Origin of the sequence: Coprothermobacter sp. (genome assembly GCA_013824685.1) — a bacterium.
GTDB lineage: Bacteria > Caldisericota > Caldisericia > Cryosericales > Cryosericaceae > Cryosericum.
Genome location: PNOG01000020.1, coordinates 130306 through 145426, shown reverse-complemented (window position 1 = coordinate 145426; position 15121 = coordinate 130306). Strand labels below are relative to the sequence as shown.

The window sequence follows — 15121 nt, the reverse complement described above, 5'->3', positions numbered from 1 at the left end:
CAGGAGCCTGCCTAGTGGCTGGATTCAGCCCATGAGCGTTGTGGTCGGAATGAGCGGAGGGGTGGACTCTGCCGTCTCTGCACTGCTCCTGAAAGAGCTTGGTGAAGATGTCATCGGGGTCACTCTGCACTTCTCTCAGCACAGTGCCTGCTGCGACATCAGTTCCACGCGACGGGCGAAGGCCCAGTGCGAGCATCTTGGCATTGCATGGCACAATGTGGACGTAAGAGATGCCTTCGACTGCCAGGTCGTACAACCGTTCTGGCAGGCCATAGCCGGAGGGGCAACCCCAAATCCTTGTGTGTTCTGCAACGAGCGCGTCAAGTGGCAAGGACTGCTTGATGTAGCCGACGAGCTGCATGCCGACCTTATCGCGAGCGGTCACTATGCGGGAATCATCCACAGCGGTGATGGGGATCAGATCTGCCGCGGCATGGACCGGGCGAAGGACCAGTCGTACTTCCTGTACCGGCTTTCGGCAGAGCAGCGTCGCAGAGTCATGTTCCCTCTCGCAGGTCGCGTCAAGAGGGAGGTGGTAGCGCTGGCCTCGCGATGGTTCAACCCGGATCTTCTGGCAAGTCGCGAGAGTCAGGACTTGTGCTTTGTAGAAGGGCCAGTTGGCGTAGAGGCCCGCCGTCGCTTGCCGTGTGTGCCCGGAGACGTTGTCCTGACGAATGGAACCGTTATCGGGAAGCACCAGGGGTTGGCGTCCTATACGGTCGGCCAGCGATCAGGCCTTGGTATCAGTGCTGCATCACGGCTCTATGTCGTGGAGAAGCGGCACGTCACGAACCAGCTGGTCGTCGGGCTGCGGAGTGCGTGCATGAGAGATGTGTTTGAAGCTATCGATCTGAAATGGCACCACCTTCCCACCGGCAAATCGCGGCACTTCAGCGCAGATGTCGTGACACGATACAGGTCAAAGCCCGTCAAAGGCAGTATCGACCGAGTTTCTGAGGATAGAGTCTCCATTCATCTGGCTGATTCGCTATTTGCTGTCACTCCGGGACAAGCGGTTGTCTTCTACGACGACCGATGCATACTTGGAGGCGGAACGATAGTCTAGAACGTGTTCTTGGCGTCTTTCCACGAATTGTGGTAAAAAGTGGGAAATTGTGGTATACTTACGCCATGAACAAGGAGAACTGTTTCATCGGTGAGTACCGCTACTCCGTGGACGACAAGGGGCGAACGATGTTCCCCGCCCACTACCGATGTGACGCCGGCTCTCCCTACGTTCTCACCAAGGGCATGGATCGATGCCTTTACCTGTTTGATGACAGAGTGTGGACCTCTATCATCGAGCGGTTCTATGGTGACCTCATCCCTGTCTCATCCGACAATCGGGCCTTCGTCCGCATTCTTTTCAGCGGAGCTGCAACGGTTGAACTCGACAAGATTGGTCGCATTTCGATACCTCAACATTTGCGTGAGTATGCTTCACTTGACAAAGAGGTCGTATTCGCCGGTGCCTTGACGCACCTGGAGATTTGGGACGTTCATATCTGGGATACCTATCGGTCTAAAGCGGAGAAGGTTTTCGAACAAAATATCGGAGCTTTGCAAGCCAGATGAGTGAGTTTGTCCATACCCCAGTCCTCCTGAACGAGGTCACGACATACCTGCAGATTCGACCAGACGGAACCTATCTGGATTGCACGACAGGGGAAGGCGGACACGCATATGAGGTTGGGCGCCAACTTTCTAGCGAAGGGTCGCTTTTCATGATGGATGTCGATGCAGCGGTTCTTGCCATTGCCCGCGAGCGGCTGAATGATACTGCCGCCCGCAAGGTTATCACCCGCGGAAACTTTCGGGACATGACGCGGTTGTTGAAGGATTATCCAGACACGCGATTCGACGGAATCCTGATGGATCTGGGTTTTTCTTCAGAGCAACTCACGGGCACAGGCAGGGGGTTTTCGTTCAGCCACGACCAACCACTGGACATGCGATTGGACGACGATCTCAAGGTCACTGCCAGGAATATCGTGAACTCGTTTCCAGAAGAGGACATCGCCGACATCTTGTGGAAGTACGGCGAGGAGGGGAGGTCGCGTCAGGTCGCTCGCGCGATCGTGCGCCGTCGGCAACGAGCGCCGATCGAGACGACGAGTGAATTGGCGGAGACAGTAGCCGCTGTCTTCCCTGCCAGACACGCCCGCTTGCATCCTGCTACCAAGTCCTTTCAAGCTCTGCGCATATATGTCAACGATGAGCTCAATGCTCTCGAGAATGGTCTCAAGTCCGCAGCATCGCTCTTGAATCTAAACGGAAGACTCTTGGTCATCAGTTACCATTCGCTCGAAGATAGAATTGTGAAGAGAAGCTACCTGGCTCTCTGCGAGAATCCGGTCTCGGGGGAGCCAGGATTTCGCCTGGTCAACAAGAAGGTCATTCGGCCTACGGACTCGGAAGTCGCGACGAACAGACGCTCTCGCAGTGCCAAGCTGCGCGTGCTGGAAAGGGTACAGCCATGAGTATTGCAGTCCGAGGGAACTACACGACAGTCCGCCGCCCTGCGGCAACAGTGCGCGTTTCGGTCGCGGCAAGAATTGCTGCCCGTCGATATATTGTCCTGGGCGTGACGATCATCGGTCTGCTGTGCGCGTATGGCTATGTGTACAGTACGACTCTGTTCTTGGAGCGTCAGGTGGAGTTGAACAGGACGGCCATTCAGGCACAGCTTCAGCAGCAGGAATCGCTGCTTGAGCGCGACACAAAGCTCATGTCACCCGATCGGGTGCGAGCTGCCGCAGGCGCTATGGGTATGGCAGCCAACAACACGGCGGTGATTGGCACTCTGGACAGTCTCCATTAGCGGGAATACCTGCGTCAGGACCATAAAGAATTGATGAAGAGAGGCGTCGCGTCTTTCAATGACATGTTCAGACGACGTCTCGTCCTCATTTTCACGGTTTTTCTGATTGTAGTGCTAGGAATTGAGTCACGGTTCGTCTATCTGCAAGTAGTGGCCCGCACCATGCTCGTAAACAAGGCTAACCAGCAGCTTGAGACCGACTCCATTCCTATCAAGGCAAAGCGGGGAATGATCCAGGATTCGACAGGGCGCGTACTGGCGCAGGATGTGGCGACGTGGTCCCTGGGCCTGTACATGAAGGAAGTCAACAACCCTCACCTGACCGCGGCCAGCATCGCCCCCGTCCTCAAGGAATCGGTGGCGCAGCTGGAGAAGAAGATAGCCAGCGCGTCATCAAGCTTCATTTACGTGAAGAAACAGGTAGGCGTTGTGGAGTACGAGGCTCTGCGCCGACTCGATGTACCAGGAATCGTGCTGGACAAGGGCTATCGCCGGGTCTATCCGCTGGGAGCGCTGATGTCTTCCGTAGTCGGGATCACGGGCTCGGACAACCAGGGTCTGTCGGGGATCGAGTTTCAATACGACAAGGAACTTGGAGGTACGGACGGATGGCATACCTACAGGGTCTCTGGGTCGAACCCCGGGGAGCCCGCCGTCACAGAGGAGGTTCTCGAGGCTGTACCAGGTAAGAACGTCGTGCTGACGATCGACTCGAACATCCAGTATTTCGCGCAGCAGGCTCTCATGGACACTCTCAAGACGTACGATGGCAAGCGGGCTACTTGCACGATTTTGGATCCACAGACTGATGCGGTCCTTGCGATGGTCGATGTGCCAGGCGTAGACCCCGAACACTGGCAGGACGCCTCGATGAGCTCTCTTGCGGAGAAGGCAATCAGTGCCAACTATGAGCCCGGTTCCGTATTCAAGGCGGTGACATCGGTTGCCGGTCTCGAGACGGGCACAATTACACTGCAAAGCACGTTCTACAGCGGCGGTAGTCTCAAAGTCTTCGACACGGTCGTTCACGATCTCTATCCATATGGGACCATGAACCTCTATGCAATGCTGCAGCATTCCTCTAACGTGGCGTTTTGCCAGTTGAGTATGAAGATAGGCGCCAAGCTCTTCTACGACTGCGTAAGCCGGTACGGTTTTGGCAAACCGACGGGCATCGATCTGCCTGGAGAGGAGTCTGGTATCCTGCTTCCGATGTCTCTGTGGTCAAACACGACGCTTCCTACGATGGGATTTGGCCAAGGAGTGGCGGTGACGGCAATCCAGATGGCGAACTTCTATGCCGCGATAGCCAATGGAGGGCTCATGCAGCGACCCTACGTGGTCGATCACATCGTCGACGCTTCAGGGGCGAGTCAGCGGACAGACGTCCCTGGAGTCGTCGGCCAGTTGTTCAAGCCGGAGACGGCCAAGGCCGTTCTTGAGGGCCTCCACGGAGTCGTGCAGAAAGATGTCGGCGTTTTCAGTGCCTACATTCCCGGCTACGAAGTTGCCGGAAAGACCGGCACTGCCCAGATCGCCGCCCCTGGGGGAGGCTATCTGAAGGATGGGTCGTACGTCTACAGCTTTGCTGGAATCCTGACGGCGAATGACCCCAGGGTCGTCGTGTTCCTCAGCGTCCATGAGACCCGGCAAGGAGAACACACATCATTTCGTGTGGCGGGGCCGACCTTCAAGAAGATTGCGCTGCAGCTGATACAGTATCTGAGGTTGAAACCATGAAATTCGTCGTCGAAGAACGGGAGCTTGCTGAGCTCCTTCATATGCTTCCCCCAGCTTCCTGGGATCCCACGCGTTCCTCGCTGGGACAGGGGGCATTGATCAGTCTGGTCACGCCTGATTCGCGCGAGTGCGGGCCGGGAGCCATGTTCGTTGCCGTCTCAGGAACCAGGCTGAACGGAGCATCCTACATCGCCAGCGCTCTGTGCGCTGGGGCGGTCTGTGTCGTCGCTGAGACTGAGCATCCCGAGGTCCAGGACGTGCCGGTCGTCGTCGTCGCAAGTTGCCGTGAGTTCCTCAGTCTCATCTCGCAGGCCATTTTCGACTTCCCTGCTCGTCGCATGAAGATGATCGGCATTACTGGAACGAGTGGAAAGACGAGCACAGCATACCTGATTCGCCGTCTTCTGCAGGGACTTGACATTGCGTCCGTCATGATTGGGACCACAGGATATGTCATGCCCGACGGCGAGTTCTTTCCTCCGGACGCTCTTCCCGCCACAACGCCCGAAGCTTTTGCGCTCAACTGGTATCTGGACCATGCGGTCCGCCAGGGGGCACAGGTTGCGGTGCTCGAGGTTTCCTCGTTCGCGCTCGCGTTTGGCAGAGTCCATGGCATGCGCTTTGATTGTGGGGTTTTCACGAATTTTTCACAGGATCACATGGGATATCATGGCACCATGGAAGCGTATCTGGCAGCCAAGCTGCGCCTGTTCACGTCGCTCGATGAAGGCTCTGTGGCCGTTCTCAACGCTGACGACCCTTCGTTCGCTGCGTTCAGGGACGCAGCCGGGTGCTCACGGGTCACGACGTTTTCCCTGGAGCGAGAGGCTGACCTGCGTGGTGACCACGTCGTGTCTACCATGGGAAGAACTACGTTTCAGGTCTTTGCCCGCGATGGGGCTACGTTCGACGTGGAGCTTTCGATCGGCCCGGCGTTCCAGGCGTCCAACTGTCTGGCGGCGATCAGCTCAGTCCATGCCCTTGAACCGACCCGCGACCTGAGCAAGGCCGTGCAATCTCTTGCTGACCGGCTGTATATCCCTGGGCGCTATGAGCGCATTGACTGTGGACAGCCGTTCGAGGTTGTCGTGGACTACGCCCATACCCCAGAGGAGTTCTCGGCACTGTTCGGCGCTGTGAGGTCGACGGTGCAGGGAGACCTGCTGGCCGTGTTTGGCTCTGTCGGCGCGGACGATCGCGAGAAACGGCCGATCATGGCCCGCCTCGCAGAGGAGGCCTGCCGCTGGTCGTTCGTGACCGTCGAGGACCCTCGTCATGAGGACGCGTCGATTGCCGTTCACGACATTGAGAACGGGTTCAGGACCGACCATTTCACAGTCATCGAAGACAGAAGGCAGGCAATTCGTAGTGCCGTTGCTGCGGCCAGGCCGGGCGACATGGTCCTGGTTCTCGGTCGTGGGCATGAGACGGTCATGTACTATGCGCACGAGGATGTTGTCTTCGATGATCGGGAAGAGGTGCGCGTCGCGTTGCGCGATCACGGCTATGTCGGTGGTACTGATGGTCTGTGGCCGCAGGAGAGACAGCGATGACCGCAAGGTCTGCTATGTTGCTGGTTCTCCTCCTTGCCCTTGTTGATCTGGCTCTTTTCCCGCTCCTTATTGTGTGGCTTCGCAGGACACGGTTTACCCAGTTGATACGGGACGAGGGACCTGCTTCTCACAAGTCCAAGGCGGGTACGCCTACCGGAGGCGGCCTGATGCTGGTTCTCAACATTGTCGGAGCCGTGGCCGCCCATCTCTTCATGACGGGGCGAAGAGACTTGACAGGGCTTGACGTCGCTACACTCGTCTTTGTGGCCGTCAATCTCCTGTTGGGTTTTCTGGACGACTGGACCAAGGAGCTCAAGCACAGAAATGACGGACTGCTTGGCTACCAGAAACTTCTGATCCAGACCGTGGCGGCTGGACTCTTTTTCTATCTGGCGTATCCATCGATTGTTCCGACGCTTCGCCTGGCGAGTGGGGGAGTCCTGCTTGCCGGCTGGGCGTTCTACGTCGTTGCCATGCTATACGCGGTCGGCATGGTGAATGCGTTCAACTTGACGGACGGCCTTGATGGACTGCTCGCCAAGACGAGTCTTCCCGCATTTGCTGTGGCTGGAGCAGCATCGCTGCTGCATCCGTCAGGACTGGCCGGCATACTCCCCTTGGCAGCTGTTGCATTCGTCATCTCGTTTCTGTGGTTCAACGGCACAAAGGCATCAGTGTTCATGGGGGATACGGGATCGCTTGCGCTTGGTTCCATCTTCGTCGCCTGGGCGTTTGCCTCCGGGAACCAGGTTTCGTCGATCCTGCTGGGAGGACTGTTCCTGGGAGAGGCGACAAGCGTGATGATCCAGGTAGCTGTCTTCAAGGCCTCTGGTCGCAGAAAGAGAGTATTCCTTATGGCTCCGATACACCATCATTTCGAGAAGCTCGGGTGGGCCGAGCCAACAATTGCCGACCGGTTCTTTGTCGTGAGCATCCTGTTCGTCATTGCCGGGGCACTGACGATGACGTGGAGATAACCAGTGATCCCGTTCAATTCTGCCTTCGTCGTCGGAGCATTGCCAAGTGGATTGTACGCGGCCCTGTACCTGCATGATCACGGAGTGGACGTTTTCGTATCGGAATTCAAGCAGCGAAGCGCCGACGAGGAGTTCGAGCATGCCGTACGGCTGCTGCAACTGGCGGGAGTTCCCTTTGAATTTGGAGAAAACACTGCGAACATCATGGCCGCCTACGACATTGTTGTCGTCTCGCCTGGTGTTCCACTCGAGGCCCCCATTATCCTCGCCGCCGTGCAGATGGGCAAACTCATCGTCGGTGAGACGGAGATTGCTGCGTATGCCGGTCTGTCAGTGCTTGCGGTGACTGGCAGCAATGGCAAGAGCACGACTACGGCTCTTCTTGGAGAAATCGTAGCTCAGGAGTATCCCAATGCCGTGACGGGGGGCAACCTGGGCACTCCAGTGTCACAGCTCCTGGTAGAACATCCGATGGCAGGGCCGGCGGTTCTTGAGGTCAGCTGCTTCCAGCTCGAGACAGTTCATACGTTCCATCCCAGAGTGGCCGTTTTCTCGAACCTGGTGCCGAACCATCTTGATCGCTACGGTACCATGGAACGCTATTTCGCCACGAAGAAGCGCTTGTTCGAGAACATGACGGCAGAGGACGCTGTCGTGCTCAACTGGGATGATCCCGCGCTGAGAGCGCTTGGCCCAATGCTGAGCGCTTCCATATTCTATTTCGGACTGGGCGACGGTGCGTTCTCCGGCGCGCATGTTATCGATGGCGTTATCGTTTTCAAAGACGCGACACGCACAGTGGAGTTGTTCAGGGAGACGGATCTGCACATCCAGGGGCGGCACAATGTGGTGAATGCCATGAGCGCAGCTCTGGCGGCTTTTCTGTATGGTATCTCCCCAGATGCCATCCGCAGGGCTGTGACGGGCTTCAACGGGCTGCCTCACCGACTGGAGTACATCGGAACAGCGGGCGGCGTGACGTTCGTCAACGATTCCAAGGCGACGACTCCGGAATCGGTCATGACGGCTGCTGATGCCATGACTGGACCATATGCAGTCATTCTGGGCGGCAGTTCAAAGGGCGTCTCATTCGACAAGATGGCACGACATCTGGTTCAAGACAAGAACCTGGTGTCGGCAATCGTGATGGGCGCGACCGGCCCGGCTATCGAGGATGCGCTGTGCAAGGCCGGCATGAAGACGGTTGTCCGCGTCGAATCGCTTGAGGACGCTGTCAGCAGTGGAGTGCGACTTCTTTCTGCAGGCGGTACGCTCCTTCTGTCTCCCGCTTGTGCCAGTTTCGACATGTTCAGGGATTTTGAGCAGCGTGGCGACCGATTCAAGGAGATAGTGCGCGGTCGCCTGGGTGCTGTCACGCAGTGAGGCGCATACTGGTTCTCGTCGCCATACTGCTCTGCCTGGGGGTACTGCAGAACTACAGTATCACCGTCAGTCTCAGCGCTGCGCGAGGTCAATTGGTGGCCGTTACTCCGAGTGTCGTCAAGCAAGCGATTATCGTCGGTGTCGGCATCTTCGCCTACTGGTTCTGCTCGCGGTTCAAGTACATGCGCTGGGCAGACATCTCGGGATTTCTGACGTATGCCTTAGGAGCTTTGCTGATCGCTGTTCTCATTCCCGCCATCGGCAGGAGTGTCAACGGTTCCAGTCGGTGGATCGGAACGGGTTCGATTGGCTTGCAGCCATCTCAGGGAGCTATTCTGGTGGTGCCTCTTCTCGCCGCCAAGCTCTTCAGCGGCAAGTACCTGAACCAGTATGACCGTCGATTCTACCGCACATTTCTGCTGTTCGCGCTGGGGTTCACGGTCCTGGTGGCCTTGGAACCCGATTTCGGAACCGCCTTTGTTATCGCCGGGTCCTCCATCGCTATCCTGCTGGGCGTTGGTGCTCCGTTCGGCTACTGGATCAGCCAAACAGCTGCCTTGGGCGTGGTGGCCCTGATTGCAGTGAACGTGAAAGACTCATGGAAAGTCAGAATGACCTCGTTCATCAACCCACTGTCGGCCGACAAGGCCAAAGACGTCGCTTATCAACTGGTGAACTCCATGTTTGCGGTCGCGAGGGGTGGAGTGACGGGAAGGGGTTTCATGCGGAGCGTCCAGAAATTCGTCCACTTCCCGGCCCAGGAGAACGATTTTGTCTTCGCCATATTCTCGGAGGAGTTCGGGCTTGTCGGCGTGACCATTGTGCTCGGCATTTTTCTCTGGATCGTCTTCGACCTGTTCAAAATTGCCTCGAGGTCCTCTGAGCCGTTTGCCCGAGTCTATGTCATGGGGCTCGGAGTATTCCTCGCCGTGCAGGCGTTCGTCAACATCGGTGTCGTTGTTGGACTGCTTCCTACGACAGGAGTACCACTGCCTTTCTTCAGCCAGGGAGGTAATCACATCGTCTTCGAGATGGCCGCGCTTGGCATCGCGGGAGCCATTTCCCGAAGTCCGGAGGCTGTCTGATGCACTTCATCATCGCTGGAGGAGGAACAGGGGGGCATATCTACCCCGCAGTCGCAATTGCTGAGCGTTTGTCGGACAGGGGAACCGTCACCATGCTGGCGCGATCCGACAGTATGGAACAACGCGTTTTCCTTTCTCAGGGACTTGACGTCAGAACCGTCTGTTCTGCCCCCCTTCTGTATACCCCCAGATCGCTTTGGCGCCTTGCACGTGCGACGCGAGGCGGAGTGAATGCTGCCCGCCGTGTCATGAAGGACGCCCATGCGGATGCCTTCATCGGTACCGGCGGATACGTATCGGTGCCAGGAATCGTCGCCGCGCAGCTGAGCGGGATTCCCGTGTACCTTCTGGAACAGAATACTGTCATGGGGAGGGCGAATCGACTGTTCTCGCGCCGTGCGCGTCACGTGTTCCTAGGGTTTCCGGTCGAAGGAGTCTCCGGTCCACGGTTCACCGTTACGGGAAACCCTCTGCGACGCAAGGTCTACGCCGCACTGACGGAGAGCCGGTCCAGGAGATCCCTTCGCCGCGGGCTGCTGTTTGTCGGGGGTAGTGGCGGAGCCAGTTTTGTCAACGAACTGTTCCTGCGGACAATCCAGGAACTGGACACCAGGGGCCGCGAAGTTCCAGTCACCGTGGTGACTGGACCTGAAGACTATGCGAGAATTCGTGACGTTGTGGAGGGGTTGTCTCTGCGGCACGTCAATCCTGTCGTCGTCTCCTATGAGGAGCATATGGAGCGGCTCTATGAGCAGACTCGTGTAGCGGTGACGAGAGGCGGGGCACTCGCGCTTACGGAGCTTGCTGTCGGAGGCATTTATGCCATCGTCATTCCCTATCCGTTCGCGGTTGGCCGGCATCAGTCCAAGAACGCGACGTATCTCGAGAACCTCGGCCTCGGCATTCGCATTGAGCAGCAATCACTGCAGTTCGACGTGTACCTGTCCATCCTGGAGAAAGCGCTTGGCGACAAAACAGGCCCGGCGCTTCCTGCTTCCAGCGTTTTTGGGAGTGACGCTGCAGAGGCCATCGTGCGCACCATCGAGGAGGAGTGCTCACATGCCTGAGATCCTGCAACCTGGAACACCGTTTTTTCTTGTCGGCATCTGTGGTGCAGGGATGAGCTCACTGGCCGTGTTGCTGCGCAGTATCGGAATGGATGTGCGGGGTTCGGACATTTTGACTGGCGGCCCCGAGGCCGGACGGTTGGTCTCGCTGGGTATACGGGTGATGTCCGAAGCCGAGGCAGCCGGCGCACTTCGTCATGATGAAGTTGTTGTACGGTCGTCCGCAATTCTTCCGGACAACGCCGTGCTCCTGGCGGCAACGGGGGTCGGAACGAGCATCCTCCATCGAACAGACGTCTTGTCCACCGTCGCATCACGCTATTTCCTGATAGCTGTTTCAGGCACGCACGGCAAAACCACGACGTCAGGAATGATTGGATACGCATTGGCAAGACAGGGCTTTGCTCCGACCATTTGTGTGGGAGGCCATATTGCAGGATTTGATGGAGCCTTTCCCTCTGAAGGTGCCGAGCGAAAGCAGATTCAGGGACGCCCGATCATGGTCCTGGAGACTGATGAATCGGACGGTTCGTTCCTGAAGTTCCATCCAGACGTAGCTGTCATAACGAACATCGACAACGACCACCTGGGGGCTTATGGAGGCAAGTTCTGCAACCTTGTTGGTGCATTCACCAGGTTTGCCCAGCAGTGCACTGAGCGAGGCGGGCTGATTGTTGGCTGTGGCGACGACAGAGAAGTAGCCAGGATCGTGCAGGCTCTGCCACGGCGTGTCCTGTACGGTCAGGAGGCGTCAAATCAGGTGCAGGTCGGCTACAATTTCCGCACCAACACTGCAACGGTTGCGAGAGAAGGCCTGGAACAACCATTTGCAATGGAACGAGGAGACGAGAAGAGTTACCTCAACGCGGTTGCCGCTTGCCTGGCGTGCGAGGAAGTCGGGGCCACACTTGCAGACACACTCCGTGCTCTGGAAGGTTTCCCCGGAATGGAGCGGCGAATGCAGCTCCTGGCAGAGCACGACGGAATGGTCGTCCTCACAGACCATGCCGATCACCCCACGGAGATCAGAGCGACCCTGCAGGCCCTCTCGGTACGGTATCCCGGAAGCCCACTTACCCTCGTGCTCCAGCCGCACCGTTTCTCCCGTGTGAGCATGTGCCTCGGGGAGTATGGACCGGCACTGGCTGGAGTCTCGCGGACCGTGCTGCTCGACATCTTCCCGGCTGGAGAGACGGTAGAGTGTCCGGAAGACCTGAACGTGCGGCTTCGAGAGAGTGTAAAGTCAGCAGTCGGTGACTCATTGGCGCCCCGGATGCCCGTGGACCAGATGCTCGACGTCTTGCGAGTGTCGGCCACCCCGGGCGACGTGATACTATTCATGGGTCCCGGGGATGTGAATAAGCTCGGTCTGAGGTTTTGTGGCTTGCTGACGAGCGCCAATCCGGTACAATGTCAAATTGTTGCGTCCCTCGAGGGATGCATCAAGCAGGAGAACGACTGATGGTGGATTCGGTCATAGACAGGTTCAGACGTCGCGTCGAGCAACGGGTCCTGACGAAGGAGTCTCTCTCGCTCTACACGTCGTTTCACATCGGCGGTCCGGCCGAGTACCTCTACACGCCATGTGGTGAGGAGGACCTGATCTGTGCACTGCGTGCCGCCAGAGCTCTCAAGGTGCCGACGACGGTTCTCGGCAATGGAACGAATGTTCTTGTCTCCGATCGTGGTGTTGAGGGTCTGGTCGTAAGGCTCATGGAGACCTCGCTTCAGCCAGTGATGGAGAAAGGACTGGTGCTTGCTCGTGCCCCGATGCCACTTTCCTCCCTGCTGGATTTTGCCATGCATCAGGATCTGTCCGGACTGGAGTATCTTACGAGTATACCCGGTACTGTTGGAGGGGCCGTCTACATGAATGCAGGTTCGTTCTCTCAGGCCATAAGCACTCATCTGGCCTATGTAGAAGTTCTTGATCGCAACCTCGAGTATGTCGTGAAGAAGCATGAAGAGGTCGATTTTGACTACCGTTATAGCGAGTTTCAGGAGAGCGGAGCCATCATCCTGGGCGCTGCATTTGACCTCGAGGCTGGTGACGGAGCAACAATCCGGTCGACAGCTGCACGTATCCGATCCGAGAAGCATGCCAAGCAATCGTGGGAACATCCGAATGCTGGCAGTATCTTCACGAATCCTCCGACGACCTATGCCGGCAAGTTGATAGAGGAAGCCGGGTGCAAGGGTCTCCAGGTAGGGCAGGCGCAGGTTTCGGCCAAGCATGCAAACTTCATCGTCAATTTGGGAGGGGCGACCGCGCTTGATGTCGCGGGCCTTATGGACATTGTCGTACAGAGAGTCTACGCTCGCTTCAACGTGCGCCTGTCGCCCGAGATCAGGCTGCTCGGTGACTTCTCCTAGGAGGCAGTGCGTGGGTATCAAGGAGAAGTTCCTCCGTACATGAAGCTACTGTGGCGCATGGGTCTGGTCGCTTTGGTGGTAGTGCTGGTCTACTGGTTCACCGTACCAGCCGCTCGTGTAAGCGTCCAGGCGGACTCTTGGGAAGCTCCTGTCGTGGACCAGGTCTGGCATAGTCGGTCTCAGGGTCTTCTCATGCTCCTCAACAGGGCTTCGGTCGTTGACAGGCTAAAGGGACTCCCCGTTTCTGACGTGACGATCCAGCGGCAGCGACCTTGGAATGTCACTATCGGTGTGGACATAGCTGACCCCGACGTGGTGATCAGACAAGGGAGCAAGTTGGCTGCCGTGTTCCTGCAGACCGGGACAGCCTACGCCGTTACGGAGGCATCGAAGTCCTGGAATGTGGTTGACGTAAGCGGTTTCCCATCTGTGTCTCCGGCTTTTCTTTTGACCTCACTCGAGTATGCGCCGCTGTGCTGCCAGTTGATGCAGCATCGGGACGAGCTGGCCATCCTTGGCATGTCGCTGTCCTCATCGACGGGACTTGCCGTACGCTTGAAAGACGGGAAGACGCTGATTCTTGGTGACAGCGCGAACGGTGCCTCAAAGATCGAACGAGGGATTGCGGTCCTTGACATGCCTGCGTTCAAGGGGGAGAAAGCAACCATCGACCTCCGGTTCGACGGTCAGGCCGTCATCTTGGGGTCCCCATGATCACGCGTGGAAGAAGCGGGGGCGTTTTCCTCGCCGCGCTGTTTGTCATGGTTGCCGGATTCGGATACCTTCTGGCTGTCCAGTTCGAGCCCACCGTGAACAAGGCCTACGTCGTTCCTGCCCAGAATGTTGAGCTGGTCGAAATCATGAAGGGACTCGAAAAGGAGAATGAGGGTGCCGCTCGGCGGATTGTCGATCTTCGGGGACAGCTGGGAGAGCTTGAGAGCAAGGGTGCTGCCACGAGCGACGAGGTGCGCGTTCTAACGCAGCAGCTGCGAGAGCTGAGAGGAAAAGCGGGACTTGCCGAGGCGACGGGTCCCGGTGTCGTCGTGACATTGAGTGATAGTTCCCGTACCCCGACACTCTCCGATGATCCGAACTACTTCGTCATCCACGACGGTTACCTCCGCAGCATCGTGAATCTTATGCGGAGATACGGCGCCACGGCCATTGCCGTCAACGACCAGCGCGTTCTTGGAAACAGCCCTATCGTTTGTGCTGGACCCATTATTCTCGTGAATTCGAGCAGGATGTCGCCGCCCTACGTTATCACTGCACTGGGGAACCCCGAGATGCTCGCCGACAGCATTTCTCAAGACGTCTTTTTCCGGGTGCTGGAGATGTACCGCGACCAGTTCAAGATCACGTGCTCACTTGAGAAGAAAACGTCTGTGACTGTCCCGGCGTCGCTGAACAATGCTGCGTTCAAGTATGCAGTGGGTGCGAAATGAAGAGGACTGGGCGGGTGCCTTGGCAGTCGACCATGCTGATCTTCTCTCTTATCAGTTTCTTCGTCGGGTTCTTCCTCCCCGGACAGGCACGCGTCGTCCGTGAGATGAAGCAGACCTATCAGAGCCAGGACCCGAAGGACCTAATTCGTGTCATCAGGGATCTCCAGCAGCGCAAACAGGACCTCCTCGTCGAGGAGACGGACGTGTCGCAGAAAGTCATGCAGTACCTTCGTTCTTCTGATGACACGGCCGCGCAAGTGCGCCAGTTGCAGCAGGAGGCCACCGTGTTGAAACAGAGAACCGGGGCCATCCCGCTCGCGGGTCCTGGCATCCGGATCACGATACGAGAGCAATCATCAGGAGCTTCGCCATCCATGCTGGCCGATGAGGACCTGCTCCTTCTTCTGAATGATCTCTGGGCATCGGGAGCCGAAGTGATATCGCTGAATGGGATACGCCTGACCGACTCGAGTTCCGTATACAGGGCGGGCCTCAACGTTCGCGTGGACAGAAAGGTGACGCAGATGCCGCTGGTCGTCGACGCGATCGGCGACACAGAGAACATGTTCAAGGGACTGCAGATTCCCGGAGGCGTACTCGACTTGTTGAACCTGAGGCGCATTGGTGCTATAGTTCAAAAAGTCAACCCGCTTAGAATCAGCGACTAGGGGAGGAAA

Annotated in this window: 15 protein-coding genes; all 15 read left to right on the top strand. The window is 57.5% G+C overall.

Annotated features, from left to right (window positions below):
* The first annotated feature begins 31 nt into the window (after positions 1–31).
* Genes C0398_06740 through C0398_06670 form a run of 15 tightly spaced genes read left to right on the top strand, consistent with a single transcriptional unit; the run spans position 32 to position 15112 of the window.
* Positions 32–1066, top strand: a complete 1035-nt coding sequence (locus C0398_06740) for a tRNA 2-thiouridine(34) synthase MnmA (GenBank protein MBA4365677.1) — start codon at positions 32–34, stop codon at positions 1064–1066.
* Positions 1036–1575, top strand: coding sequence for a division/cell wall cluster transcriptional repressor MraZ (mraZ, locus tag C0398_06735; GenBank protein MBA4365676.1), 540 nt, complete (start codon positions 1036–1038; stop codon positions 1573–1575). Before C0398_06740 ends, mraZ begins: the two co-directional genes overlap by 31 nt.
* On the top strand, positions 1572–2480 hold the full coding sequence (locus C0398_06730) for a 16S rRNA (cytosine(1402)-N(4))-methyltransferase (GenBank protein ID MBA4365675.1): 909 nt from the start codon (positions 1572–1574) through the stop codon (positions 2478–2480). Before mraZ ends, C0398_06730 begins: the two co-directional genes overlap by 4 nt.
* Positions 2477–2821: a hypothetical protein gene (locus tag C0398_06725; GenBank protein ID MBA4365674.1), complete on the top strand. Its 345-nt coding sequence runs from the start codon at positions 2477–2479 to the stop codon at positions 2819–2821. Before C0398_06730 ends, C0398_06725 begins: the two co-directional genes overlap by 4 nt.
* A 33-nt stretch (positions 2822–2854) precedes the next feature.
* Positions 2855–4561, top strand: a complete 1707-nt coding sequence (locus tag C0398_06720) for a hypothetical protein (protein ID MBA4365673.1) — start codon at positions 2855–2857, stop codon at positions 4559–4561.
* Positions 4558–6114 carry a UDP-N-acetylmuramoyl-L-alanyl-D-glutamate--2,6-diaminopimelate ligase gene (locus C0398_06715; GenBank protein MBA4365672.1) on the top strand — a complete coding sequence of 519 codons (1557 nt, stop codon included), beginning with the start codon at positions 4558–4560 and terminating at the stop codon, positions 6112–6114. The genes C0398_06720 and C0398_06715 overlap by 4 nt, the downstream gene beginning before the upstream one ends.
* Positions 6111–7091 (top strand): phospho-N-acetylmuramoyl-pentapeptide-transferase, encoded by a 981-nt coding sequence (gene mraY / locus C0398_06710; GenBank protein MBA4365671.1) that lies wholly within the window; start codon positions 6111–6113, stop codon positions 7089–7091. The genes C0398_06715 and mraY overlap by 4 nt, the downstream gene beginning before the upstream one ends.
* Before the next feature lie 3 nt (positions 7092–7094).
* A complete protein-coding gene (gene murD, locus C0398_06705) occupies positions 7095–8474 on the top strand; it encodes a UDP-N-acetylmuramoyl-L-alanine--D-glutamate ligase (protein ID MBA4365670.1) in 1380 nt (459 codons plus the stop codon).
* Positions 8429–9559, top strand: a complete 1131-nt coding sequence (locus C0398_06700) for a hypothetical protein (protein MBA4365669.1) — start codon at positions 8429–8431, stop codon at positions 9557–9559. Before murD ends, C0398_06700 begins: the two co-directional genes overlap by 46 nt.
* Positions 9559–10626 (top strand): hypothetical protein, encoded by a 1068-nt coding sequence (locus C0398_06695; protein MBA4365668.1) that lies wholly within the window; start codon positions 9559–9561, stop codon positions 10624–10626. Before C0398_06700 ends, C0398_06695 begins: the two co-directional genes overlap by 1 nt.
* A complete protein-coding gene (locus C0398_06690; protein ID MBA4365667.1) occupies positions 10619–12088 on the top strand; it encodes a hypothetical protein in 1470 nt (489 codons plus the stop codon). The genes C0398_06695 and C0398_06690 overlap by 8 nt, the downstream gene beginning before the upstream one ends.
* On the top strand, positions 12037–12999 hold the full coding sequence (locus C0398_06685) for a UDP-N-acetylenolpyruvoylglucosamine reductase (protein MBA4365666.1): 963 nt from the start codon (positions 12037–12039) through the stop codon (positions 12997–12999). Before C0398_06690 ends, C0398_06685 begins: the two co-directional genes overlap by 52 nt.
* 39 nt (positions 13000–13038) lie before the next feature.
* A complete protein-coding gene (locus tag C0398_06680; GenBank protein MBA4365665.1) occupies positions 13039–13713 on the top strand; it encodes a hypothetical protein in 675 nt (224 codons plus the stop codon).
* Entirely contained in the window at positions 13710–14444 is a 735-nt protein-coding gene (locus tag C0398_06675; protein ID MBA4365664.1) for a hypothetical protein, read from the top strand. Before C0398_06680 ends, C0398_06675 begins: the two co-directional genes overlap by 4 nt.
* On the top strand, positions 14441–15112 hold the full coding sequence (locus C0398_06670) for a hypothetical protein (GenBank protein ID MBA4365663.1): 672 nt from the start codon (positions 14441–14443) through the stop codon (positions 15110–15112). The genes C0398_06675 and C0398_06670 overlap by 4 nt, the downstream gene beginning before the upstream one ends.
* Positions 15113–15121 lie beyond the last annotated feature (9 nt).